Origin of the sequence: Streptomyces cadmiisoli, from assembly GCF_003261055.1 — a bacterium.
In the GTDB taxonomy this organism is placed as follows: Bacteria; Actinomycetota; Actinomycetes; order Streptomycetales; family Streptomycetaceae; genus Streptomyces; species Streptomyces cadmiisoli.
The window spans coordinates 6,441,218-6,466,513 of record NZ_CP030073.1; the positions used below are offsets into that span (position 1 = coordinate 6,441,218).

Genomic DNA, 25,296 nt, shown 5'->3' on the forward strand with positions numbered 1-25,296 from the left:
CCACAGCGGTCCGCTGCCGCGGAACCGTCCCCGCCCCCACGGCGAACAGTGTCGATCCACACACTCACCGTGAGGTTTCCGCATGCCCAGCGAGTTCTTCCTTCCTGATCCCATCGGTCAGGTGCCCAGCGCCGAGGGCTACTTCGGCGCGTTCGGCGGCAAGTTCATCCCGGAGGCGCTCGTCGCCGCCGTGGACGAGGTCGCCGTCGAGTTCGACAAGGCGAAGTCCGACCCCGAGTTCGCGCGCGAGCTCGACGAACTGCTCGTCGACTACACCGGGCGCCCCAGTGCCCTGACCGAGGTGCCCCGGTTCGCCGAGCACGCCGGCGGCGCCCGCGTCTTCCTCAAGCGGGAGGACCTCAACCACACCGGCTCCCACAAGATCAACAATGTGCTCGGGCAGGCCCTGCTGACCAGGCGCATGGGCAAGACCCGGGTCATCGCCGAGACCGGCGCCGGCCAGCACGGCGTGGCCACGGCCACGGCCTGCGCGCTGTTCGGCCTGGAGTGCACGATCTACATGGGCGAGATCGACACCCGGCGACAGGCCCTCAACGTGGCCCGGATGCGCATGCTCGGCGCCGAGGTCATCGCCGTGAAGTCCGGCAGCCGGACGCTGAAGGACGCCATCAACGAGGCCTTCCGCGACTGGGTCGCCAACGTCGACCACACCCACTACCTGTTCGGCACCGTCGCCGGACCGCACCCCTTCCCCGCCATGGTCCGCGACTTCCACCGCGTCATCGGCGTGGAGACACGACGCCAGCTGCTGGAGCGGGCCGGCCGGCTCCCGGACGCCGCCATCGCCTGCGTCGGCGGCGGCTCCAACGCCATCGGCCTCTTCCACGCCTTCATCCCCGACGCGGACGTCCGCCTCATCGGCTGCGAGCCCGCCGGGCACGGCGTCGAGTCCGGCGAGCACGCGGCGACGCTGACCGCCGGCGAGCCCGGCATCCTGCACGGTTCGCGCTCCTACGTCCTCCAGGACGACGAGGGCCAGATCACCGAGCCGTACTCGATCTCGGCCGGTCTGGACTACCCCGGCATCGGACCCGAGCACTCCTACCTCAAGGACACCGGCCGCGCCGAGTACCGGGCGGTCACCGACGACGCGGCCATGCAGGCGCTGCGCCTGCTGTCGCGCACCGAGGGGATCATCCCGGCCATCGAGAGCGCGCACGCGCTCGCCGGCGCCCTGGAGGTCGGCCGGGAGCTGGGCACGGACGGGCTGATCGTGGTCAACCTGTCCGGCCGCGGGGACAAGGACATGGACACCGCCGCCCGCTACTTCGGCCTGTACGACACCGACGCCGAGGTCGCCGCCGACGCGGACACCGAGACCGCCGAGATCGAGGGGGACGCCAAGTGAGCGGCAACATCCAGCTGTTGAACGACACCCTCGCCGCGGCGAGGGCCGAGGGCCGCGCCGCCCTCATCGCCTACCTTCCGGCCGGCTTCCCGACCGTGACCGGCGGCATCGAGGCGATCAAGGCCGTCCTCGACGGCGGCGCCGACGTCATGGAGGTCGGGCTGCCGCACAGCGACCCGGTCCTCGACGGCCCGGTCATCCAGACCGCCGACGACATCGCGCTGCGCGGCGGCGTCCGGATCGCCGACGTGATGCGGACGGTCCGCGAGGCCCACGAGGCCACCGGCAAGCCGGTCCTCGTCATGACGTACTGGAACCCCGTGGACCGCTACGGCGTCGAGCGCTTCACCGCCGAGCTGGCCGCGGCCGGCGGCGCCGGCTGCATCCTGCCCGACCTGCCCGTGCAGGAGTCGGCGCTGTGGCGCGAGCACGCCGAGAAGCACGGCCTCGCGACGGTGTTCGTCGTCGCGCCCAGCAGCAAGGACAAGCGGCTCGCCGAGATCACCGAGGTCGGCAGCGGCTTCGTGTACGCCGCGTCCCTGATGGGCGTCACCGGCACTCGCGCGTCGGTCGGTGCGCAGGCCGAGGACCTGGTGGAGCGCACCCGCGCCGCCACCGACCTGCCGGTCTGCGTCGGTCTCGGTGTCTCCGACGCCGCCCAGGCCGCCGAGGTGGCCGGCTTCGCCGACGGCGTGATCGTCGGCTCCGCCTTCGTCAAGCGGATGCTGGACGCCCCCGACCACCCGGCGGGTGTCGAGGCCGTGCGCGCGCTCGCGGGCGAGCTGGCCGCGGGCGTGCGCGGACAGGCGTAGCGCGGGCACGCACAGCGGAATATTCGGTCACTCGAACGAGTGGACCTGGGACCGGGGAGGCGCGGTGTGCCTCCCCGGTTCGTTCTGCGGGGTGTGAGCGAGAAGAACCGTGACGGAAAGCGCACCGCCCGGGAGCGGCTGGCGGTCGAGCGCGAGAAGCAGAAGTCCGCGGACAAGCGCAGGCGGGCGCTGGTGGTGGGCGCGGCCGTCGTCTGCGTCCTGGGCCTGGCGGCGGTGATCGGCGTCGTCGCCGCGAACGCCGGCAAGGACGAGGGCGACGAGAGCGCGGGCCCGGTCGTGGCCCCCTCGGGGGCGAACGGCGAGGACAACCTCGTCATCCCGGTCGGCAAGGACGACGCCAGGTCCACGCTCACGATCTGGGAGGACTTCCGCTGCCCGGCCTGCAAGTCCTTCGAGACGACGTACCGCCCGGTGATCCACGAGCTGACGAAGGGCGGTCAGCTCAGGGCGGAGTACCGCCTTGCCACGATCATCGACGGCAACCTCGGCGGCACCGGCTCCCGCAACGCGGCGAACGCCGCAGCCTGCGCCCAGGACGTCGGCAAGTTCACCGAATACCACGACGTGCTGTACGACAACCAGCCGCCGGAGACCGACGACGCCTTCGCGGACAACGCCCGGCTGATCGAGCTGGCCGGCAAGGTCGACGGCCTGGACACGCCGGCCTTCCGCAAGTGCGTCGAGGACGGCACGCACAACAGCTGGGTCGCCAAGTCCGCCGAGGCCTTCACCAAGGGCGGTTTCTCGGGCACGCCGACCGTTCTGCTCAACGGCACCAACATCTTCCAGGACCAGAAGATGACCCCCGAGAAGCTCAAGCAGCAGGTGCAGGAGGCCGCGCAGGGCTGAGGCCCCGGCCTCAGCCTGTTATGGACCCGTAGCCGGGCCGCCCGCCGTCGGGCGCGTCCGGCACGGTAGCGTCGTTCTTGCCATGGAACTTGCCTACATTCCCAGCCCGTCGCGCGGGGTGCTGTACCTCGGCCCCGTTCCGCTGCGCGGCTACGCGTTCTGCATCATCATCGGTGTCTTCGTGGCCGTCTGGCTCGGCAACAAGCGCTGGATCGCCCGCGGGGGCCGGTCCGGGACGGTCGCCGACATCGCGGTCTGGGCGGTGCCGTTCGGACTGGTCGGCGGCCGGCTCTACCACGTGATCACGGACTACCAGCTGTACTTCAGCGAGGGCCGTGACTGGGTGGACGCCTTCAAGATCTGGGAGGGCGGCCTCGGCATCTGGGGCGCCATCGCGTTCGGCGCCGTGGGCGCGTGGATCGGCTGCCGCCGCCGCGGCATCCCGCTGCCCGCCTACGCCGACGCCGTCGCCCCCGGTATCGCGCTGGCCCAGGCGATCGGCCGCTGGGGCAACTGGTTCAACCAGGAGCTGTACGGCCGGGCGACCGACCTGCCGTGGGCGGTGCACATCACGTCCACGGTCGACGGCCGGGTGCCGGGCTATTACCACCCGACGTTCCTGTACGAGTCCCTGTGGTGCATCGGTGTCGCGCTGCTGGTGATCTGGGCGGACCGCCGCTTCAAGCTCGGCCACGGCCGCGCCTTCGCGCTGTACGTCGCCTCGTACTGCGCCGGCCGGTTCTGGATCGAGTACATGCGCGTCGACGACGCCCACCACATCCTGGGCCTGCGGCTGAACAACTGGACCGCGCTGGTCGTCTTCCTGCTCGCCGTGCTCTACATCGTGCTGTCGGCGAAGAAGCGGCCGGGCCGGGAGGCCGTGGTGGAGCCCGCCGCGGTCGACGGGGACTCCGGTGACGGCGACAGGACCGGCGCCACCGACGACTCCGCCGCCACCGGCGACGCCGCCGACACGAAGACCGGCGACGACGCGGACGGGAAGGCCGAGGCGGACGGCGAGTCCGACGCCGACGTGAAGGCCGACGCCGGGGCGAAGTCCGGCGGCGCGGGCGACACGAAGGCCGAGGACGGGGCCGGGTCCGCGAAGAAGTCCTGACCGCCGCAGCGCGCACAGTACCGACGAGGGCGCCCGGAGCGATCCGGGCGCCCTCGTCGTGTGTCGTGGCGGGTGCGGGACTCAGTGCCTGCGGGTCAGGGACAGCGTCCGCTGCGCCGCCGCCACCACGGCCGCGTCGATGAAGGTGCCGTCGGGCAGGGCCTGGGCACCGGGCGACTCGGTCGCTGCCTTGATGATCGTCTCGGCCTGTTCGACCTCCCGCGCCGTGGGCAGATAGGCCCGCTCGATGACCGGGAGCTGCCGGGGGTGGATGGCGGCGCGCCCCACGAAGCCCAGCGCCCGGCCGTGGGCACAGCTCGCCGCCAGGCCGTCGAGGTCGCGGGTGTCCGGGTGGACGGACTGCGGCGGCGGGGGCAGGTCCGCCGCGCGGGCGGCGACGACGACCCGGGAGCGGGACCAGTCGAGGCCGCTGTCGTCGCGGACCCCCAGGTCGGCCCGGAGATCCGCCTCGCCCAGCGCGATGCCGCGCAGGGACGGGTGGGCGCGGGCGATCTCGAAGGCGTGCTCGATGGCCGGTGCCGTCTCCAGCAGGGCGAACAGCTCCGGTACGCGCTCGGCCGTGGACTCGGCCACGTGCACGATCTGCCGGGGCGAGGTCACCTTGGGCAGCCGCAGTCCCGAGACACCCGGCAGGGCGGCGACGGCCGTCAGGTCGGCCGCCCCGCAGGGGGTGCCCACCGTGTTGACGCGGACATGGACGGGGACCGGCTGGGGCTCGGTGAGCAGTTCGGCCGTGGCCGCGCGCGCGTAGTCCTTGCGGTCCGGCGCGACGGCGTCCTCCAGGTCGATCACCACGACGTCGGCACCGCAGGCGAGGGCCTTGTGGACCACGTGCGGACGGTCGCCGGGCGCGTAGAGCCAGGTCAGCGGGATCACAGTGCGCCCTCCGCGCGCAGCGCCGTCAACCGGTCGGGGGTCAGGCCCAGTTCGGTGAGCACCTCGTCCGTGTCGGCGCCGTGCGGGCGGCCCGCCCAGCGGATCGCACCGGGGGTGGCGGAGAGCCGGAAGAGCACGTTCTGCATGCGCAGCGGCCCGAGTTCGGGGTCGTCGACGGTGGTGACCGTGTCGAGGGCCGCGTACTGGGGGTCGGTCATCACGTCCCGTACGTCCTGCACCGGGGCCACCGCGGCCTCCGCCTTCTCGAACGCCGCCAGGACCTCGTCGCGGCCCCGGAGGGCGATCCAGTCGCCCACCGCCTTGTCGAGGACGTCGGCGTGGCGGGCCCGGTCGGCGCCGGTGGCGAACCACGGTTCGTCGATCAGATCCGGCCGGCCGACCAGGCACATCACGCGTTCCGCGATCGACTGCGCCGAGGTCGAGACCGCGACCCAGGTGCCGTCGGCGGTGCGGTACGTGTTGCGCGGGGCGTTGTTCTGGGAGCGGTTGCCGGTCCGCGGCTGGATGTGGCCCAGCTGGTCGTACCAGGTCGGCTGGGGCCCGAGCACCGTCAGGATCGGTTCGATGATCGCCATGTCGACGACCTGGCCCGTGCCGTCGCGGTCCCGGGCGGCGAGCGCGGTCAGCACCGCGTACGCCGTCGCCAGCCCGGCGATCGAGTCGGCCAGACCGAAGGGCGGCAGGGTCGGGGGCGCGTCCGGCTCGCCGGTGATCGCGGCGAAGCCGCTCATCGCCTCGGCGAGGGTGCCGAAGCCGGGGCGGTGCGCGTACGGGCCGAACTGGCCGAATGCCGTGACGCGGGCCAGCACCAGCCGGGGGTTGGCGGCCGACAGCTCCGGCCAGCCCAGGTCCCATTTCTCCAGGGTGCCGGGGCGGAAGTTCTCGATCACGACGTCCGCCGTGGCGGCGAGAGCGAGCAGCGTGGCGCGTCCGCCGGGCTTGGAGAGGTCGAGGGTGATGGCGCGCTTGTTGCGGCCGAGGATCTTCCACCACAGTCCGACGCCGTCCTTGGACGGACCGTGGCCGCGGGAGGGGTCGGGCCGGGTGGGGTGCTCGACCTTGATGACCTCCGCGCCGAAGTCGCCGAGCAGGGTGGCGGCGAGGGGGCCGGCGAACAGGGTGGCCAGGTCGAGCACGCGCCGGCCGGTCAGGGGTGGGGTGCTCATGTCGTGCACAGTGCCTCGATCTCGGAGCGGTAGGGCATGGAAGCGGAGGCGCCGGCCCGCTGGACGGACAGGGCCGCTGCGGCGGCGGCCCAGGTGAGCGCCTCCCGCATCGGACGGTGCTCGCCGAGGGCCACCGCGAGCGCGCCGACGAAGGTGTCGCCGGCGCCGGTGGAGTCCACGGCGGTGACCCGCGGCGCGGTCAGGGTCTGCGGCTCGGTGTTCCGGGCGACGTGCAGACAGCCCGCCGAACCGAGGGTGACGACCACCTCGGGGACCTGGGCGAGCAGGGCGCCGGCCGCCTCGCGCGGGTCGGTCAGGCCGGTGAGGTCGGCGGCCTCGTGCTCGTTGGGCACCAACAGGTCGACGGCGGCGAGCAGTTCGGGCGGCAGCGGCCGGGCGGGCGCGGGGGTGAGGACCGTACGGATGCCGTGTGCGCGAGCGGCCCGGGCGCCGGCGACGACGGCGGTCAGCGGGATCTCCAGCTGAAGGAGCAGTACGTCGGCGGAGGCGATCACGGCGTCGTCGGCGGGGGCGAGGCGGTCGACGGTGCCGTTGGCGCCGGGGACGACCACGATCGCGTTGCCGCCGCCGTCGTCCACCACGATGTGCGCGGTGCCGGAGGGGCCGGCGACGGTGCGCAGCCGGCCGGTGTCGACGCCGGAGTCCTGGAGGGCGGAGCGCAGCTTGGTGCCGAAGGCGTCGTCACCGACCGCGCCGATCATCGAGACGGTCGCGCCGGCCCGGGCGGCGGCGATCGCCTGGTTGGCGCCCTTGCCGCCGGGGACCGTGCGGAACTCCCGTCCGGTCACCGTCTCTCCGCGCCGCGGGGCCTGTTCGACGTAGGCGACGAGGTCCATGTTCGTGCTGCCGAGCACGGCGATGTGGGTCATGGGCGGCCGGCCTCCAGGTGGGTGAGGTGGGCCAGGGCGTCGAAGCCGGTGCCGTCGAAGTCTCCGACGGAGGTGGCCAGGCGGTTCTTCAGCGGGGCGGTCCAGCGCTCGGGCAGAGCGGTGGGTGAGCCGGCCAGCAGGGCGGCGACGCCGCCGGCGGTGGCGCCGTTGGAGTCGGTGTCCCAGCCGCCGGACACCGCACGGCAGACGGAGCCGGTGAAGTCGCCGTCCGCGTGGGTGAGTGCGGCGGCGATCAGAGCGGTGTTGGGGACGGCGTGCACCCAGTGCAGTGCGCGGTGGCGGGTGTGGAGTTCGTCCACGACCGTGTCGAAGTCCTCGTGGGACCGGGCCAGTCGGACGGCGTCCCGGACGGCCAGGGCCAGGCGTGAGCGCGGCGGGACGACGGTGAGGCCGGTGCGCAGGCAGGCGTGGACGTCGGCGGTGCCGCCGGCCGCGGTCGCGATGACCGCGGCGGTGAACATCGCCGCGTAGACGCCGTTCGCGGTGTGGGTGAGGGCGGCGTCGCGGTGGGCCTGTCCGGCGGCGGAGGCGGGGTCGCCCGGGTTGGTCCAGCCGTGGACGTCGGCGCGGATCAGCGCGCCGATCCATTCGCGGAAGGGGTTGCGGTGGCGGGCGGTGTGCGGGGGTTCGATGCCGCAGAGGAGGTTGCGGTACGCGACGCGTTCGGCGGTGAAGGTGCGGCCGGCGGGGAGTTCGGCCAGCCACAGGCCCGCCACGTCGGCGGTGGTGAAGGCCCTGCCGCGGCGCTGCAGCAGCAGGAGGTTGAGCAGGGGGTAGTTGAGGTCGTCGTCCTCGGGCATGCCGTCGATGTTCTCGGCGAGGGAGGTGGGGGCCGAGCGGCGGTTCCAGGGGTGGGCTTCGAGCAGGGACGGGGGGACTCCGCGTGCGGTGAAGTAGGTGTGGAGGGGCCAGTTGCCGGCCGACCGGGCGAGTCGGCGGATGGCGTCCAGCGGGAGCTTCTCGACGGGTTTGCCCAGCAGGCAGCCGACGGCCCGGCCCAGCCAGGCGGCGTGCAGCCGGGACTCCTGGCGGGCCGGGGGGCGGGGTGCCGTGGCGGCGGGCCAGTCCGGGCACAGCGCCCTGATCCGCTCCAGGCAGGTCGGTTCGTGCTCCGCCGACCGGCTCGGCAGGTCGGCCAGTTCGTCCAGCAGGTCCTCGGCCAGCTGCCGCAGGTAGCGGGTGGCGGGTCCGGCGGACGCGCCCGCCCGCTCCGGTGCCTCCCGGCCGCCCGCGGCCCGCCACCGTCTCGCGATCGCCGTGGGCTCCCGGCCGTCCTCGTGGGCCTGGCGGATCTCGTGGCCGATCAGGTCCTCCGGCTGGACCCAGGTCAGTCGGAGCATCCGGTGCCTCCCAGCGCGGCGAACAACCGCTCGTGGGTGCGGCGCCGGTCCTGATCCCGCCGGAAGATCTCCCCGGTGACCGCGGTGAGGGTGTCGGCGGGCTCGTGCAGATCGAGCCGGCTCGCCTCCGCCACGGTCTTCGACCACTCCGCCGGGACCGGTGAGCCCAGGGCGCCGGCCAGGGCGCCCGCCATCGTGGCGATGGAGTCGCAGTCGCGGCCGTAGTTGACCGAGCCCAGCACCGCGTGCCGGTAGTCGCCGCGGGCCACGACCACCATGCCCAGGGCGATGGGGAGTTCCTCGATGGAGTGGAGGCGGGAGGGGCGGCGGGCGCCCAGCGACGGCGCCCGGTAGTCGGGGCCCACCGTGTCGTAGGGGGCGACCGCTTCCCGCAGCGGCGTCAGGGCCGACTCGAAGTCCGTGTACCCGCGCGCGACGTCGCAGACCCGCTCGATCGCGGCCCGCGTGCCGTCCTTCGCCAGCTCCAGGGCGGCGGCCACCACCGAGTCCGGTGTCGCCCCGGGCGTGCACGCCGCCGCCACCGCCGCCGCGAAGACGCCCGCCGCCTCGCGGCCGTACGACGACTGGTGGGCGCCCGCGATGTCGAGCGCCTCGGTGTACGCGCCCGCCGGGTTGGCCGCGTTCACCAGTCCGACCGGGGCCGTGTACATGGCGGCACCGCAGTTGACGATGTTGCCGACGCCGGCCTCGCGTGGATCGACGTGGCCGTAGTGGAGCCGGGCCACCAGCCATTTCTCCGCCAGGAAGATCCGCTGGAGGGGCAGTGCCTCCGCCTCCAGTTCGGGGATCCAGCGCGGGGTCGTCATCAGGTCGGGGACCAGGTGGTCGGCGATCGCGTAGGCGTCGAGGTGGTCGCGGACCCGGGCGTAGACCCGGACCAGCGCGTGCGTCATCAAGGTGTCGTCGGTGACGTGGCCGTCGCCCTTGTGGTACGGCGCGATGGGACGGGCGGTCCGCCAGTCGTCGCCGTTCCAGGGACCGACGACGCCGTGGACGCGGCCGCCGTGGCGTTCGACGATCCGGTCGGGGGAATAGCCCTCGACCGGCCCGCCGAGGGCGTCGCCGACGGCCGCGCCGACCAGGGCGCCGGTGATCCGTTCATGCAGGGTGGCTGCCGCTTTTTGTTGTCCCATGGGCGTCATGCCCCGAATCATCCTCCTGGTGGGGCCGGTTGCGCGGCTTCCAGGAGTCCGGCGAGTTCCACCAGGTCGGTGCCGGTGAGGCGGGGCAGGACGCACCCGGACAGGGTGCGGCAGGTGTCGCGCCAGGCGGCCGGGATCGCCGCGCCGCCGCCGAGCGCGCCGGTCAGGGCGCCCGCGAGCGCGGGCGCCGAGTCCGCGACCCGGGACAGACAGGCCGCGGCGGGCACCGCCTCGCCGATCCGGCCGTTCGAGGCGAGCGTGAGGGCGAGGGCGACCGGGACCGTCTCGGCGGCGGCGATGCCGTAGCTGTAGACGTGGTCGACGATCTGGTGCTCCAGCAGGGGGACCAGGGCGAACGCGCTGTCGGTGTCGGACGCCAGCCGCAGCGCGTGCCGTGTGTTGCGGCCGATCTCCGTGTTCTCGGGCAGCTCGGCGAGCGCGGCCGTCACACACGCGCCCGGCTCGGCGCCGGCCAGCGCGAGCGCCACCGCGGCGGCCGTCGCGCGGGCGCCGTGCACTCCGTCGCCGTCCTGCGTGTAGCGGGCGTCGAACTCGGCGAGGGAGGCGGCGAGGGCGGGGTCGCCGCGGTGCGCGACGGCCAGGACGGCGGCCCGGACGCAGGCCGCGTCGTCGAAGTAGTGCGGGTTGTCGTGGCCGGTGGCGGGCGGGCGCAGGCCGGCGGCGAGGTTGCCGAGTCCGGCCCGGACCGAGATACGGGCGCGCAGCGGCAGTACGGCGGACTCCACCTCGGGCGCGCGTTCGGCCGCGGCGGCCACTTCGCTGGCGACGGCGCTCCAGGTCAGGTCGATGGCGGCGCGTATGCGGCGTTCCCTGCTGAGATCGCCGAGCGTGCTGTCGTCACCGGCCCGCAGCACCGCCTCGGCGGCGAAGACGGCCCACTCGGCGTCGTCGGAGGGGCCGAGGCGCAGGGGTTCCGGGGGCTGGTTGAGGGCGATCGGCACCGGCAGGGTGGTGGTCGCGTTGTGCTCGGCGAAGGTGTCCAGTTCGCGGGTCAGGCGCCGGGTCCACTCGGGCATCCGGGCCGCCCGGTGCCGGGCGGCCGGCCAGCCGGCGGCGTCGCCCGCGGCCAGCCCCAGCAGCAGGCCCTCGATCCGGCCGCTCACGCCTGCACCTCGTCCTCGGGGGCGGTGAGGACGTAGGCCGCCGGGTCGGCGGGCGGGCGGGCGTCGCCGCGCGGGAGATCGGCGGGTACGGGTTCGAGGCGCGCCGCGGGGCCGCCGTGCGGTGCCCGGTCGCCGTCGCGCACCGGGTCCTCCCGAGCGGTCAGCAGATCGGCGACCTCCAGCACGTGGTGCCCCGCCATCGCGGGCAGGCAGCTGCCCCGGGCCGGTCCGACGGCCGCCGCCCACTCGGCCGGGATGGCGCCCACGCCCCGTGTCGCACCGGCCAGCGCGCCGGCGACCGCGGCCGTGGTGTCGGCGTCGCGGCCCATGTTGACGGCGGTGAGGACGGCGGCCCGGAAGTCGCCGTCGGCGGCCGCGTACGCGCCGAACGCCAGGGCGACCGCCTCGGGCGCCAGGTCCGTCCAGGGGTAGCCGCCGATGACCACCGCGGAGCGCACCGCGCGTTCGCCCCGGTGGGCGACGGCGACGGCCCTGCGCAGCGAGCGGGCGGTCCAGGAGTCGTCCGGGACGACCGCCAGCGCCGAGGCGACGACCGCCACGGTCGGGGCTCCCGCCATGGCCGCGGCGACTCCGGCCGCGACCGCCTGGCCGCCGTAGATGCCCTCCCCTTCGTGGCTGACCGCCCCGTCGACCGCGACCAGCCGGGCCGCCTCGGTGGGGCGGCCCGCCGCGAACACGCCGAACGGCGCCGCGCGCATGGCGAGCCCGTCGCTCCAGGCGTGGCGGTGCTGTGCGGAGATGGGCGCGGCCAGGCCGCGGCGCAGGTTCTCCAGGGTGCCGCGTTCGCTGAATCCGGCGCCGCGGAAGGGGCCCTCGGCGCGGTCGGCGATCAGGGCGTGCCAGGCGGCCTCGACATGCGCGGCGGTGAGGGCGCTGCCGTGCCGGGCCAGCAGCAGACCGGAGAAGATCGCGTACTCGGTGTCGTCCGTGCCCGCGGGGTCGTCGACCACGAATCCGGTGATACGGCCCCAGCGGGCCCGGATCTCGGAGGGTTTCAGGTTCTCGGCGGGTGCCCCGAGGGCGTCGCCGACGGCCAGGCCGAGCAGGGCGCCGCGGGCACGCTCGCGCAGGTCCGGGGCGTCTTCGGGGGCCGGGACCGAGGGAACGCAGGCGACCGATGTCATCGAGGTCTCCTCTCGGGGTTCTCCCTCAGGGCGCCCGCGGGCCTCGGCGGAGGCACCTCTCAGGGCGCGGAACCCTCAGCGGAACTGTCCCCGGTGCGGTCGGCCGCACAGCCTCAGGTGCCTCAGCATCACCCGGACGACATTTGAGCATGATCGCCAACGGATGAGCAAAAAAGGGTAAAGCCGCAGGTTAGCCCAGCCTTTCCTTGCTGGCGTCATGGAAATGCGAGGCATAGCCTGGGTGTTGTCGAAGAGTAGAACACGTCCAAATTGACTACCTGGGGGACCGGTATGGCCATCATCGAGACCGAGGCGACGCTGCACGAGGCGCACCGCGACAACCACACGCACCGTGACGTCAACGGCGGCTGGCTGCGCCCCGCCGTCTTCGGGGCGATGGACGGCCTGGTCTCCAACCTCGCGCTGATGAGCGGCGTCGCCGGCGGAGCGGCCGGCCAGCAGACCGTCGTCCTGGCCGGTCTCGCCGGACTCGCCGCAGGCGCCTTCTCGATGGCCGCCGGTGAATACACCTCCGTGGCCTCGCAGCGCGAGCTCGTCGAGGCCGAACTGGACGTCGAGCGCCGCGAGCTGCGCAAGCACCCGAAGGACGAGGAGGCCGAGCTCGCCCGGCTCTACGAGACGCGGGGCGTGGAGCCGGCCCTGGCCCGGGAGGTCGCCCGACAGCTCTCGAAGGACCCCGAGCAGGCCCTGGAGATACACGCCCGCGAGGAGCTGGGCATCGACCCCGGCGACCTGCCGTCGCCGCTGGTGGCCGCGGTGTCGTCGTTCGGGTCGTTCGCGCTGGGCGCCCTGCTGCCCGTGCTTCCCTATCTGCTGGGCGCGACCGTGCTGTGGCCCGCCGTGCTGCTGGCGCTGCTCGGCCTCTTCGGCTGCGGTGCCGTGGTGGCCAGGGTGACGGCCCGGAGCTGGTGGTACAGCGGTCTGCGGCAACTCGCGCTGGGCGGCGCGGCGGCCGGTGTGACGTACGCCCTGGGCAGCTTCTTCGGGACGGCCGTAGGATAGTTGACCCGGGACTTATGCGATGGGCCGCATAAGTAGCCGTTACCCGCTGGTTTCGAACGCTTGACGGCGGGGCATGAGCCGTAAGCGCTGTGGGCAATGAGGCCTGCCGTGCTGCCGCGGGGCGACGATGCCGCCGCTCCCTCCCCCGGTCCGCCGGACAAGGATCTGTCCGCTTCGGTCCCCATACCTCCCCGCCTTTGGTGCGGTGTTCGCCGCTACCCTCGGCGTCCGCATACTGGAACGGAGTATCCAGTTCCCGAGAGCCGCCCCATCATGTAACCTGCACGAAATTTTGATCTGATCGCAGATCCAGCAGAGGGCCAACGTCGTCCCTCGGCACCTTCCCCCAGAGCTCAGCGGCCTGGGAGGACCCACCGCCACATGACGACGACGGGAGAGCCGATGCGTTCGCCGCGCCAGCCGTCCCAGCAGTCCGCGAATGGCCAGAACTGGTCGTTCATGGATGCTCGCCCTGCTGCTCAGGGTATGTACGACCCCCGCAACGAGCGTGACGCCTGTGGCGTCGGCTTCGTGGCCACCCTCACCGGCGAGGCGAGCCATGCGCTGGTCGAGCAGGCGCTCACGGTTCTGCGCAACCTCGAGCACCGCGGGGCCACAGGCTCCGAGCCGGACTCCGGAGACGGCGCCGGCATCCTGTCCCAGGTGCCCCACGCCTTCTTCCGCGAGGTGGCCGAATTCCAGCTGCCCGAGGCAGGCGCCTACGCCGTAGGCATCGCCTTCCTGCCGGAGGACGGGACGACCGAGTCCGTCTCACGGATCGAGACGATCGCCGCCGAGGAAGGCCTCAGCGTTCTCGGCTGGCGCGACGTCCCCGTCGCCCCCGAACTGCTCGGCGCCGCCGCCCGCTCCACGATGCCCGCCTTCCGGCAGATCTTCGTGGCCGACGGCTCCGCGACCCCCGTGACCGGACTCGCCCTGGACCGCAAGGCCTTCGTGCTGCGCAAGCGCGCCGAGCGCGAGGCCGGCGTCTACTTCCCGTCGCTGTCGGCGCGGACCATCGTCTACAAGGGCATGCTGACCACCGGCCAGCTGGAGCCCTTCTTCCCGGACCTGTCCGACCGCCGGTTCGCCTCCGCGATCGCGCTCGTGCACTCCCGGTTCTCCACCAACACGTTCCCGTCGTGGCCCCTGGCCCACCCGTACCGCTTCGTCGCCCACAACGGCGAGATCAACACGGTCAAGGGCAACCGCAACTGGATGGTGGCCCGCGAGTCCCAGCTCAAGTCCGAGCTGTTCGGCTCCCCGGAGAAGCTGGAGCGGGTCTTCCCGATCTGCACCCCCGACGCCTCCGACTCCGCGTCCTTCGACGAGGTGCTGGAACTGGTGCACCTGGGCGGCCGCTCGCTTCCGCACGCGGTGCTGATGATGATCCCGGAGGCGTGGGAGAACCACGACTCCATGGACCCGGCCCGGCGCGCCTTCTACCAGTACCACTCCACGATGATGGAGCCCTGGGACGGCCCGGCCTGCGTCACCTTCACCGACGGCACCCAGGTCGGCGCGGTCCTCGACCGCAACGGACTGCGCCCCGGCCGCTACTGGGTCACCGACGAGGGCCTGGTCGTCCTCGGTTCCGAGGTCGGCGTCCTGGACATCGACCCCGCGAAGGTCGTCCGCAAGGGCCGTCTCCAGCCCGGCAGGATGTTCCTCGTCGACACCGCCGAGCACCGGATCATCGAGGACGACGAGATCAAGGCCGGGCTCGCGGCGCAGATGCCGTACGAGGAGTGGCTGGAGGCCGGCGAGATCGAGCTGTCCGACCTGCCCGAGCGTGAGCACATCGTGCACACGCACGCCTCGGTCACCCGCCGCCAGCAGACCTTCGGCTACACCGAGGAGGAGCTGCGCGTCCTCCTCGCGCCGATGGCCAAGTCCGGCGCCGAGCCGATCGGCTCGATGGGCACCGACTCGCCGATCGCCGCCCTCTCGGAGCGCCCGCGGCTGCTGTTCGACTACTTCACCCAGCTGTTCGCGCAGGTCACCAACCCGCCGCTGGACGCGATCCGCGAGGAGCTGGTGACGTCCCTGCGCTCGTCCCTCGGCCCGCAGGGCAACCTGCTGGAGCCGACGGCCGCGTCCTGTCGCAGCGTCGTCCTGCCCTTCCCGGTGATCGACAACGACGAGCTGGCCAAGCTCATCCACATCAACGCCGACGGCGACATGCCCGGCATGAAGGCCGCGACCCTCTCCGGCCTCTACCGGGTCGGCGGCGGCGGTGACACGCTCGCCGCGCGCATCGAGGAGATCTGCGCCGAGACCGACGCCGCCATCGAGAACGGCGCCCGGCTGATCGTCCTGTCCGACCGGCACTCCGACGCCGAGCACGCTCCGATCCCGTCGCTGCTGCTCACCGCGGCCGTCCACCACCACCTCATCCGCACCAAGCAGCGCACCCAGGTGGGCCTGCTGGTCGAGGCCGGCGACGTCCGCGAGGTCCACCACATCGCCCTGCTCATCGGCTACGGCGCCGCCGCGGTCAACCCCTACCTGGCGATGGAGTCGGTCGAGGACCTGGTCCGCGCGGGCACCTTCCTGCCCGGCGTGGAGCCCGAGCAGGCCATCCGCAACCTGATCTACGCCCTCGGCAAGGGCGTCCTGAAGGTGATGTCCAAGATGGGCATCTCGACGGTCGCGTCCTACCGCGGCGCCCAGGTCTTCGAGGCCGTCGGCCTCGACGAGGGCTTCGTGGAGAAGTACTTCAACGGCACCGCCACCAAGATCGGCGGCGTCGGCATCGACGTCGTCGCCCAGGAGGTCGCCGCCCGGCACGCCAAGGCCTACCCGGCCTCCGGCATCGCCCCGGCGCACCGCGCCCTGGACATCGGCGGCGAGTACCAGTGGCGCCGCGAGGGCGAGCCGCACCTGTTCGACCCGGAGACGGTCTTCCGCCTCCAGCACTCCACGCGCAGCGGCCGCTACGACATCTTCAAGAAGTACACCGAGCGTGTGAACGAGCAGTCCGAGCGGCTGATGACGCTGCGCGGCATGTTCGGCTTCACCTCCGACCGCCCGCCGATCCCGATCGACGAGGTCGAGCCGGTCTCCGAGATCGTCAAGCGGTTCTCCACCGGCGCCATGTCGTACGGCTCCATCTCCAAGGAGGCGCACGAGACCCTCGCCATCGCCATGAACCAGCTGGGCGGCAAGTCCAACACCGGTGAGGGCGGCGAGGACCCGGAGCGCCTGTACGACCCGGCGCGCCGTTCGTCGATCAAGCAGGTCGCCTCCGGCCGGTTCGGTGTGACCAGCGAGTACCTCGTCAACGCCGACGACATCCAGATCAAGATGGCCCAGGGCGCCAAGCCCGGCGAGGGCGGTCAGCTGCCCGGCCACAAGGTGTACCCGTGGGTGGCCAAGACCCGGCACTCGACGCCGGGCGTGGGGCTCATCTCCCCGCCGCCGCACCACGACATCTACTCCATCGAGGATCTGGCCCAGCTGATCCACGACCTGAAGAACGCCAACCCGCAGGCGCGGATCCACGTGAAGCTGGTCTCCGAGGTCGGCGTCGGCACGGTCGCCGCGGGTGTGTCCAAGGCGCACGCCGACGTGGTGCTCATCTCCGGTCACGACGGCGGCACGGGCGCCTCCCCGCTGACGTCGCTCAAGCACGCCGGCGGCCCCTGGGAGCTGGGTCTCGCCGAGACCCAGCAGACACTGCTGCTGAACGGCCTGCGCGACCGGATCGTCGTCCAGACCGACGGTCAGCTGAAGACCGGCCGCGACGTCGTGATCGCGGCGCTGCTCGGCGCCGAGGAGTTCGGTTTCGCGACCGCGCCGCTCGTCGTGTCCGGCTGCGTCATGATGCGCGTCTGCCACCTGGACACCTGCCCGGTCGGCATCGCCACGCAGAACCCGACGCTGCGCAGCCGCTTCACCGGCAAGGCCGAGTTCGTCGTGAACTACTTCCGGTTCATCGCCGAGGAGGTCCGCGAGATCCTGGCGGAGCTGGGCTTCCGCTCCATCGAGGAGGCCGTCGGCCGCGCCGAGACGCTGGACGTCACCCGGGCCGTCGACCACTGGAAGGCACAGGGCCTGGACCTGGCGCCGCTGTTCCACGTGCCCGAACTGCCCGAGGGCGCCGTGCGCCACCAGGTGGTCGAGCAGGACCACGGTCTGGAGAAGGCGCTCGACAACGAGCTGATCAAGCTCGCCGCCGACGCCCTGGCCGCGGACAGCGCCACCGACGCCCAGCCGGTGCGCGCCCAGGTCGCCATCCGCAACATCAACCGCACGGTCGGCACGATGCTCGGCCACGAGGTGACGAAGAAGTTCGGCGGAGCAGGCCTGCCCGACGACACCATCGACGTCACCTTCACCGGCTCCGCCGGCCAGTCCTTCGGCGCCTTCGTGCCGCGCGGTGTCACGCTGCGCCTGGAGGGCGACGCCAACGACTACGTCGGCAAGGGCCTGTCCGGCGGCCGGATCGTGGTCCGCCCGGACCGGGGCGCCGACCACCTCGCCGAGTTCAGCGTCATCGCGGGCAACACCCTCGCCTACGGCGCGACCGGCGGCGAGATGTTCCTGCGCGGCAAGGTCGGCGAGCGCTTCTGCGTCCGCAACTCCGGCGCGCTGGTGGTCTCCGAGGGCGTGGGCGACCACGGCTGCGAGTACATGACGGGCGGCCACGCGGTCGTCCTCGGTGAGACGGGACGCAACTTCGCGGCCGGTATGTCCGGCGGAGTCGCGTACGTCGTCGACCTGAACCGCGACAACGTCAACGTCGGCAACCTCGACGCGATCGAGCCCCTGTCGGACGACGACCGGCAGTGGCTGCACGACGCGGTGCGCCGGCACGCCGAGGAGACCGGTTCGACGGTCGCCGAGAAGCTCCTCGCGGAGTGGGCCGTGTCCGTGGAGCGCTTCAGCAAGATCATCCCCAGCACGTACAAGGCAGTGCTCGCCGCCAAGGACGCCGCCGAGCGAGACGGTCTCTCCGAGTCCGAGATCACCGAGAAGATGATGGAGGCGGCGGTCAATGGCTGACCCGAAGGGCTTTTTGAACCACGGCCGTGAGGTCGCCACGTCCCGTCCCGTCGAGGAGCGCGTCAAGGACTGGAACGAGGTCTACGTCCCCGGCTCGCTGCTGCCGATCATCAGCAAGCAGGCCGGCCGGTGCATGGACTGCGGCATCCCGTTCTGCCACAACGGCTGTCCGCTCGGGAACCTGATCCCCGAGTGGAACGACTACGCGTACCGCGAGGACTGGGCCGCCGCCTCCGAGCGCCTGCACGCCACGAACAACTTCCCGGAGTTCACCGGCCGTCTGTGCCCGGCCCCGTGCGAGTCCGCGTGCGTCCTCGGCATCAACCAGCCCGCCGTCACGATCAAGAACGTCGAAGTGGCGATCATCGACAAGGCGTGGGAGACCGGTGACGTCGCCCCGCAGGCGCCCGAGCGCCTGTCCGGCAAGACGGTCGCGGTCATCGGCTCGGGCCCGGCGGGCCTGGCGGCCGCCCAGCAGCTGACGCGGGCGGGTCACACCGTCGCCGTCTACGAGCGGGCGGACCGTGTCGGAGGCCTCCTGCGCTACGGCATCCCCGAGTTCAAGATGGAGAAGCGGCACATCAACCGGCGTATCGAGCAGATGCGCGCGGAGGGCACCCGCTTTCGCACCGGCATCGAGATCGGCCGTGACCTGAAGGCGACCGACCTGCGCAAGCGGTACGACGCGGTGGTCATCGCCGCCGGCGCCACCACCGCCCGCGACCTCCCGGTCCCCGGCCGCGAACTCACCGGCATCCACCAGGCGATGGAGTACCTGCCGCTGGCCAACAAGGTGCAGGAGGGCGACTACGTCACCGCGCCGATCTCGGCCGAGGGCAAGCACGTCGTCGTCATCGGCGGCGGCGACACGGGCGCCGACTGCGTGGGCACCGCCCACCGCCAGGGCGCGGCCTCCGTGACGCAGCTGGAGATCATGCCCCGCCCGGGCGACGAGCGGAACACGGCCGTGCAGCCGTGGCCGACCTTCCCGATGCTGTACAAGGTGACCTCGGCGCACGAGGAGGGCGGCGAGCGGGTCTACTCCGTCTCGACGACCCACTTCGAGGGCGACGAGGAGGGCAACGTCCAGTGGCTGCACCTCACCGAGGTGGAGTTCGTGGACGGCCGCCCGACGCCGCAGCCGGGCAGCGAGCGCAAGATCCCCGCCCAGCTGGTCACCCTCGCGATGGGCTTCACCGGCCCCGACCGGGAGAACGGCCTGGTCGACCAGTTCGGCCTGGACCTGGACGAGCGCGGCAACGTCGCCCGCGACGCCGACTTCCAGACCAATGTGCCGGGCGTGTTCGTGGCCGGTGACGCCGGCCGCGGCCAGTCCCTGATCGTGTGGGCGATCGCGGAGGGCCGCTCGGCCGCCCGCGGCGTCGACCGCTTCCTGACCGGTGCCAGCGACCTGCCGGCCCCGATCCGCCCGACGGACCGCTCTCTGACGGTCTGATCCGGCACCGAACGTCCCGTACAACGGCGTACGGAACGCGGACGGCGCCCGCCCCAGTCCCCGACCGGACGCTGGGCGGGCGCCGTCGCATGTCTCAGGCGAGGGCCGCGGCCTTCCAGACCGCCAGGGCCACGAGCAGCGCCAGCAGCCCGGCGCAGGCGCCCGCCTGCACCCAGGACCGCCGTGCGCGGGGGGCGTAGGCGTACGCCGCGGTCACCGCGAGGCCCGCCAGCAGCCCGCCGAGGTGCCCCTGCCAGGACGTCAGGCCCGCCGAGATCAGCAGCCACAGCAGCAGGCCCGCCATGAAGCGGTTGACCTGGTTCAGGTGGGCGCCCAGCCGGCGGGAGACGACGTAGTACGCGGCGCCGAGGCCGAACAGCGCGCCGGACGCGCCGACGGTGAGGGAGTCGGGGGCGAGCAGCAGGACGAGGACCGAACCGCCGAGCGCGGACAGCAGGTAGAGGGCGGCGAAGCGGAGCGGGCCGAGCTGCGCCTCCATCTGCCGGCCGAGGTTCCACAGCACGGCCATGTTCATCACGATGTGCAGGATCCCGAAGGTGCCCTCGGTGGGCGGCAGATGGAGGAAGGCGCCGGTCAGCAGGCGGTACCACTCCCCGCCGACGACGCCCTCGGCCGAGAAGCCGGGCGGGTGCACCGCCTGCCACACGTAGTGCCCGCCGTCCGGCCCGGCGAGGCCGGCGCCCAGCATCCCGAACCGGTCCACGATCTCCGGCCGCACCAACTCGGCCACATAGGCGAGGACGTTGAGCGCGAGCAGGGCGTACGTCACCGCGGGCACGGTGGTGATCCGGCCGCCGAACGCGGTCCGCGCCTGCCGTACCGAGCGGGCACCCTCCCTCACGCACTCCGGGCAGTGGTGGCCGACGGCCGCCTCCCGCATGCAGTCGGGGCATATGTACCGGTCGCAGCGGGTGCAGCGGACATGGCACTCGACCTTGGTGTGGCGGTAGCAGGTGGTGACGGTGGACTCTGGTTCCACGGCCGGCTCCTCGAAGGGCATGGGACGGACGGTGAGCCGGCGGGGCGGCGGCGAACAAAATAGCGAACGCCGCTGTACGGCGGCGGAGGCGGGGCGGACCGGCGTGCGGATCGCGGCCGGACAGGGGCGCCCGCGCGAGGCCGGCCGCCACCGGACCGGCCCGGAGCCATGGCGTCGGGCGTTCGGCAACTCCGGTTCCCTCCAGGCCGGTTCGGGCCCGCGGGCGCGGCTCGCACCGTTGGCTTCGGCGGCCCGCCGTGTCAGGCTGTGGTCGATCCGACGGGGAGGCGACGCGGCGTATGGACGAGGGCGCACGACCGGGACGAACGGCGGTGCGGGGGGAGGCGCCCGCGGGCCGGGGCGAGCGGATCGCCGACTGGGCCGACGGTCGGCTCGGTGTGTACGCGCTGGCCAAGGCCAATCTGCGCAAGGTGTTCCCCGACCACTGGTCGTTCATGCTGGGCGAGGTCTGCCTCTACAGCTTCCTCGTGCTCATCCTCACCGGCGTCTACCTCACGCTGTTCTTCGAGCCGAGCGCCGCCGAGGTGGTCTACCACGGCTCGTACACGCCCCTCAACGGCGTCGTGATGACACGGGCGTTCGAGTCCACGCTGGAGATCAGTTTCGATGTGCGCGGCGGTCTGCTGATCCGGCAGATCCACCACTGGGCCGCGCTGGTCTTCGTCGCCGGCATGCTCGTGCACATGATGCGGGTGTTCTTCACCGGCGCCTACCGCAAACCGCGCGAGATCAACTGGGTGTTCGGCTGGACCCTGCTGATGCTCGGCATCATCACCGGTCTCACCGGCTACTCCCTCCCCGACGACCTGCTCTCCGGCACCGGCATCCGCTTCGCGCAGGGCGCGATCCTGTCGGTCCCGGTGGTGGGCACGTATCTGTCGTTCTTCCTGTTCGGCGGGGAGTTCCCGGGGCACGACATCATCTCTCGGCTGTTCCCGATCCATGTGCTGCTGTTGCCCGGCATCATGCTCGGGCTGGTCGTGGCCCATCTGATCCTGGTCTTCTACCACAAGCACACCCAGTACCCGGGGCCCGGCCGCGACGAGAAGTCCGTCGTCGGAATGCCCTTCATGCCGGTCTACATGGCCAAGGCGGGCGGCTTCTTCTTCCTCGTCTTCGGCGTGCTGGTGATCCTCGGCGGCGTCGGGCAGATCAACCCCGTGTGGGCGTTCGGCCCCTACCGTCCCGACCTGGTCACCACCGGCGCCCAGCCCGACTGGTACCTGGGCTTCTCCGAGGGCCTGATCCGGGTGATGCCGGGCTGGGAGATCAACGCCTTCGGGCACACACTGGCCCTCGGCGTCTTCATCCCGTTCTCGCTGTTCCCGCTGATCCTGGCCGCCATCGGCGTCTACCCCTTCGTCGAGGCCTGGATCACCGGTGACAGACGCGAGCACCACATACTCGACCGGCCGCGCAACGCCCCCGTCCGCACGGGGCTCGGCGTCGCCTGGCTCACCCTGTACGCCGTGTGCCTGATCGGCGGCGGCAACGACATCGTCGCCACGCATCTGCATCTGTCGATCAACGCCATCACGTGGTTCGCCCGGATCGGGTTCTTCGTCGCGCCGGTGCTCGCCTTCATCCTCACCAAGCGGATCTGCCTGGGCCTTCAGCGCCGGGACCGCGAGAAGGTCCTGCACGGCCGGGAGACCGGCACCATCAAACGGCTGCCGCACGGCGAGTACATCGAGGTGCACGAGCCCCTCGCGCAGGACCAGCGGTTCACCCTCACCCAGCACGAGCAGCCGGCGCCGTACGAGATCGGCCGGCGCGTCGACGCCAACGGCGTACGGCGCCGGGTCACCGTCTCGCAGCGGCTGCGCGCCCGGCTGTCGCGGGCCATGTTCGGGCCGGACAGCCGTGTTCCGAAGCCGACCCCGCAGGAGTACCGGGAGATCACCCGCGGGGACGGGCACGGGCATCGATGACGGCCGTCCGGCAGTCGTCGGGGCTTCCCCACACGCCCCGCAGGGCGCGGGCCCGGGTCAGCCACAGCGACAGGTCGTACTCCGCGGTGTAGCCGATCGCGCCGTGCAGTTGAAGGGCCGTACGAGCGGTCGCGTACGCCGCCTCGCAGGCGGTCAGCTTGGCGGCGGCCACGTCGTCCGGACGCATCGTCAGCGCCGCGCCGAGGACGAGCGGCCGGGCGAACTCCAGCGCGATCCGCGCGTCGGCCAGCCGGTGCTTGACCGCCTGGAACGAGCCGACGGGCACACCGAACTGGGTGCGCCGTCCCACGTGGGCGACCGTCCGGTCCAGGAGCGCCAGCCCCACTCCCAGGGCCTGCGCGGCGGTGGCGAGACGAGCCCAGGTCAGGGCGAGTCCGGCCGGCGGATCGGGGGAGAGGAGCTCGCCGCCGGGGAGCAGCCGGGTGAGCCGGCGCGACGGGTCCAGCGAGGGCCGGGCCGGGCCGTGACCGGGGGACAGACGCAGGCCGTCGGAGGCGAGGCCGAGGCGGATCTCCGCCGCGTCGCCGTCCAGTGCGAACGCCCCCTCCGGCGCCACCGTCGCCATCGTCCGTCCCGCCGCCAGCGACGGCAGGAAACGGGCGGCGAGGCCGTCGGACCCGGACAGCAGCACGGCCGCCGCGACCGTCTCCGCCAGCGGGCCCGGCACCGCGTGGCGCCCCAGCTCCACGAAGGCGAGCGCCAGTTCCACCGGACGCGGCCCGACCCCGTCGTACGCCTCCGGCACGGCGAGCGCGAAGACGCCCGCCTCGGCGAGGCGGGACCACAGCGCGCGCCCCGCCGTGTGCTCGCCGCGGCCCCAGGCGCGGACGACGGACGGCGTGTCGGCGGAGCCCAGCATCGCGTCCAGGGAGGCGGCGAAGGCCCGCTGCTCGGCGTCCGGCAGGAAGCGCATCAGCGGCGTCCCTTCGGCAGTCCCAGCAGGTGCTCGGCGACGAGATCGCGCTGGATCTCGTTCGTGCCGGCGTAGATCGGGCCGGCGAGGGAGAAGACGTACGGCTCGGCCCACTCCGTGTCGGCGCACTCGCCCTCCGCGCCGAGCAGGTCGAGCGCGGTCTCGTGCAGCGCGATGTCGTACTCGGACCAGAAGACCTTGTTCAGACTGGACTCCGCGCTGAGCGGCTCGCCGGCGAGGAAGCGCGCCGCCGCCGCGTAGGTGAACAACTGGTAGGCGCGGGCACCGACCAGGGCGTCCGCCACCCGGTCGCGCGCGGACCGCGGTTCGCCCCGCTCCCGCCACAGCCGGTGCAGCCGGTCCGCGGCGGCCAGGAACCGGCCCGGGGAGCGCAGCGTCAGACCCCGCTCGTTGGCGGCCGTCGACATCGCGATCCGCCAGCCCCGGCCCGGCTCGCCGATCACGTCCTCGTCCGGGACGAAGACGCCGTCCAGGAACAGCTCGGCGAAGGCAGGCTTGCCGTCCAGCCGGCCGATGGGGCGGACCGTGACACCGGGGGCGCGCAGGTCGAACATCACGTACGTCAGCCCCTGGTGACGCTTCGGGGTGCCGGACTCGCTGCGGAACAGACCGAAGGCGCGGTCGGCGAAGGCCGCGCGGGAGGACCAGGTCTTCTGGCCGGACAGCAGCCAGCCGCCGTCCGTGCGCACGGCGCGCGAGGTGAGGGCGGCCAGGTCCGAGCCCGCCTCCGGCTCCGACCAGGCCTGCGCCCAGACCACCTCGCCGCTCGCCATCGGCGGCAGCACGCGCGCCCGCTGCTCCGCGCTGCCGTGCTCGAAGAGCGTCGGGGCCAGCAGACCGATGCCGTTCTGCGCGACGCGGCCCGGGGCGCCCGCCGCGTAGTACTCCTCCTCGAAGATCAGCCACTTGACGAGGTCGACGCCCCGGCCGCCGTACTCCTCGGGCCAGGAGACCACCGACCAGCGGTCCGCGTGCAGCCGGGCCTCCCAGGCCCGGTGCTCGGCGAAGCCCTTCTCCGTCTCCAGCGACGCGGGCGGCTCGGCGGGCACGTTGGCCCGCAGCCACCGCCTGGCCTGCGCGCGGAAGTCCTGCTGCTCGGCCGACTCGTCCAGGTCCACGGTCGCCCGCTCCCTTCCCTAACAAGTGTTTGGTAGGTTAGCGTGGCGGCATGACAGACGTCGAGACTCCGTCGTACGTCCCCGGGCACCGACTGCTCGCCGGGCGCACCGCCGTCGTCACGGCGGCGGCGGGAGCGGGGATCGGCGGCGCGACCGCCCGCCGGTTCCTGGAGGAGGGCGCGCGCGTGCTGATCAGCGACGCCCATGTGCGGCGGCTGAAGGAGTGCGAGGCCGCGCTGGCGCGCGAGTTCCCGGGCGCGGTGGCCGCGGCCCCCTGTGACGTCACCGACGAGGCCCAGGTGCGCGCGCTGTTCGAGACGGCCGTGCGCGAGCACGGGCGGCTGGACATCGTCGTGAACAACGCCGGACTGGGCGGCACCGCCGAACTGGTCGACATGAGCGACGAGCAGTGGACACGCGTACTGGACGTGACGCTCAACGGCACCTTCCGATGCACCCGGGCCGCCCTGCGCGCCATGCGGACCACGGGCGGCGGGGTGATCGTCAACAACGCGTCCGTCGTCGGCTGGCGCGCCCAGCCGGGGCAGGCGCACTACGCGGCGGCGAAGGCGGGCGTGATGGCGCTGACCAGATGCGCGGCACTGGAGGCCGCCGCCCACGGAGTGCGGGTCAACGCCGTCGCCCCGACCCTCGCCATGCATCCGCACCTGGTGAAGGTGACCACCCCCGAACTGCTCGCCGAGCTCACCGCCCGCGAGGCCTTCGGGCGGTACGCCGAACCCTGGGAGGTGGCCAACGTGATCGTGTTCCTGGCCTCCGGCTACTCCTCGTATCTGACCGGAGAGGTCGTCTCCGTCAGTGCGCAGCATCCCTAGGCGCGGGCGCGGAC

The 25,296-nt window shown here is 72.8% G+C and carries 19 protein-coding genes; 9 read left to right on the forward strand and 10 right to left on the reverse strand.

Annotated elements, in window-relative coordinates; translation table 11 throughout:
- The first annotated feature begins 82 nt into the window (after nt 1-82).
- The 4 genes from trpB to lgt all read left to right on the forward strand — a co-directional run bounded on the left by trpB (nt 83) and on the right by lgt (nt 4,168).
- Nucleotides 83-1,369 carry a tryptophan synthase subunit beta gene (gene trpB, locus DN051_RS28210; RefSeq protein ID WP_112439744.1) on the forward strand — a complete coding sequence of 429 codons (1,287 nt, stop codon included), beginning with the start codon at nt 83-85 and terminating at the stop codon, nt 1,367-1,369.
- Entirely contained in the window at nt 1,366-2,181 is an 816-nt protein-coding gene (gene trpA / locus DN051_RS28215) for a tryptophan synthase subunit alpha (RefSeq protein WP_053764089.1), read from the forward strand. The genes trpB and trpA overlap by 4 nt, the downstream gene beginning before the upstream one ends.
- A 93-nt stretch (nt 2,182-2,274) precedes the next feature.
- Complete coding sequence (locus tag DN051_RS28220; RefSeq protein ID WP_053764120.1) at nt 2,275-3,051, forward strand: DsbA family protein; 777 nt, start codon at nt 2,275-2,277, stop codon at nt 3,049-3,051.
- Between the two features lie 82 nt (nt 3,052-3,133).
- Nucleotides 3,134-4,168, forward strand: coding sequence for a prolipoprotein diacylglyceryl transferase (lgt, locus tag DN051_RS28225; protein ID WP_112439745.1), 1,035 nt, complete (start codon nt 3,134-3,136; stop codon nt 4,166-4,168).
- An 81-nt stretch (nt 4,169-4,249) separates the two neighbouring features.
- On the opposite strand, the gene DN051_RS28230 is transcribed toward lgt, so the two are convergent.
- The 7 genes from DN051_RS28230 to DN051_RS28260 are packed head-to-tail and all read right to left on the reverse strand — an operon-like array spanning nt 4,250 to nt 11,935.
- Entirely contained in the window at nt 4,250-5,065 is an 816-nt protein-coding gene (locus tag DN051_RS28230; protein WP_112439746.1) for an HpcH/HpaI aldolase/citrate lyase family protein, read from the reverse strand.
- Nucleotides 5,062-6,252 (reverse strand): CaiB/BaiF CoA transferase family protein, encoded by a 1,191-nt coding sequence (locus tag DN051_RS28235; protein ID WP_112442479.1) that lies wholly within the window; start codon nt 6,250-6,252, stop codon nt 5,062-5,064. The genes DN051_RS28230 and DN051_RS28235 overlap by 4 nt, the downstream gene beginning before the upstream one ends.
- Nucleotides 6,249-7,142 carry a ribokinase gene (gene rbsK, locus DN051_RS28240; RefSeq protein ID WP_112439747.1) on the reverse strand — a complete coding sequence of 298 codons (894 nt, stop codon included), beginning with the start codon at nt 7,140-7,142 and terminating at the stop codon, nt 6,249-6,251. The genes DN051_RS28235 and rbsK overlap by 4 nt, the downstream gene beginning before the upstream one ends.
- Nucleotides 7,139-8,503, reverse strand: a complete 1,365-nt coding sequence (locus tag DN051_RS28245; RefSeq protein ID WP_112439748.1) for an ADP-ribosylglycohydrolase family protein — start codon at nt 8,501-8,503, stop codon at nt 7,139-7,141. Before DN051_RS28245 ends, rbsK begins: the two co-directional genes overlap by 4 nt.
- Nucleotides 8,491-9,666: an ADP-ribosylglycohydrolase family protein gene (locus DN051_RS28250; protein ID WP_053764094.1), complete on the reverse strand. Its 1,176-nt coding sequence runs from the start codon at nt 9,664-9,666 to the stop codon at nt 8,491-8,493. Before DN051_RS28250 ends, DN051_RS28245 begins: the two co-directional genes overlap by 13 nt.
- Nucleotides 9,667-9,674: 8 nt before the next feature.
- Nucleotides 9,675-10,790 carry an ADP-ribosylglycohydrolase family protein gene (locus DN051_RS28255; RefSeq protein WP_053764095.1) on the reverse strand — a complete coding sequence of 372 codons (1,116 nt, stop codon included), beginning with the start codon at nt 10,788-10,790 and terminating at the stop codon, nt 9,675-9,677.
- Nucleotides 10,787-11,935 carry an ADP-ribosylglycohydrolase family protein gene (locus tag DN051_RS28260; protein ID WP_342781473.1) on the reverse strand — a complete coding sequence of 383 codons (1,149 nt, stop codon included), beginning with the start codon at nt 11,933-11,935 and terminating at the stop codon, nt 10,787-10,789. The genes DN051_RS28255 and DN051_RS28260 overlap by 4 nt, the downstream gene beginning before the upstream one ends.
- A 291-nt stretch (nt 11,936-12,226) precedes the next feature.
- Between DN051_RS28260 and DN051_RS28265 the strand changes: the two genes are divergently transcribed.
- From DN051_RS28265 to DN051_RS28275, 3 genes are all read left to right on the forward strand, one after another.
- Nucleotides 12,227-12,958, forward strand: coding sequence for a VIT1/CCC1 transporter family protein (locus tag DN051_RS28265; RefSeq protein WP_053764096.1), 732 nt, complete (start codon nt 12,227-12,229; stop codon nt 12,956-12,958).
- 402 nt (nt 12,959-13,360) lie between these two features.
- A complete protein-coding gene (gltB, locus tag DN051_RS28270; protein ID WP_112442480.1) occupies nt 13,361-17,965 on the forward strand; it encodes a glutamate synthase large subunit in 4,605 nt (1,534 codons plus the stop codon).
- Nucleotides 17,958-19,421, forward strand: a complete 1,464-nt coding sequence (locus DN051_RS28275; RefSeq protein ID WP_112439749.1) for a glutamate synthase subunit beta — start codon at nt 17,958-17,960, stop codon at nt 19,419-19,421. Before gltB ends, DN051_RS28275 begins: the two co-directional genes overlap by 8 nt.
- Before the next feature lie 94 nt (nt 19,422-19,515).
- Here DN051_RS28275 and DN051_RS28280 read toward each other — a convergent pair whose 3' ends face one another.
- Complete coding sequence (locus tag DN051_RS28280; RefSeq protein ID WP_199314699.1) at nt 19,516-20,421, reverse strand: rhomboid family intramembrane serine protease; 906 nt, start codon at nt 20,419-20,421, stop codon at nt 19,516-19,518.
- A 299-nt stretch (nt 20,422-20,720) separates the two neighbouring features.
- Between DN051_RS28280 and qcrB the strand changes: the two genes are divergently transcribed.
- Entirely contained in the window at nt 20,721-22,373 is a 1,653-nt protein-coding gene (gene qcrB / locus DN051_RS28285) for a cytochrome bc1 complex cytochrome b subunit (protein ID WP_053764100.1), read from the forward strand.
- Here qcrB and DN051_RS28290 read toward each other — a convergent pair.
- Together DN051_RS28290 and DN051_RS28295 are read right to left on the reverse strand one after the other, a co-directional pair.
- A complete protein-coding gene (locus tag DN051_RS28290) occupies nt 22,342-23,307 on the reverse strand; it encodes an acyl-CoA dehydrogenase family protein (RefSeq protein WP_053764101.1) in 966 nt (321 codons plus the stop codon). The genes qcrB and DN051_RS28290 overlap by 32 nt on opposite strands.
- On the reverse strand, nt 23,307-24,446 hold the full coding sequence (locus tag DN051_RS28295; RefSeq protein ID WP_112439751.1) for an acyl-CoA dehydrogenase family protein: 1,140 nt from the start codon (nt 24,444-24,446) through the stop codon (nt 23,307-23,309). The genes DN051_RS28290 and DN051_RS28295 overlap by 1 nt, the downstream gene beginning before the upstream one ends.
- Nucleotides 24,447-24,496: 50 nt before the next feature.
- Between DN051_RS28295 and DN051_RS28300 the strand changes: the two genes are divergently transcribed.
- Nucleotides 24,497-25,282, forward strand: a complete 786-nt coding sequence (locus DN051_RS28300) for an SDR family oxidoreductase (RefSeq protein WP_053764103.1) — start codon at nt 24,497-24,499, stop codon at nt 25,280-25,282.
- Nucleotides 25,283-25,296 lie beyond the last annotated feature (14 nt).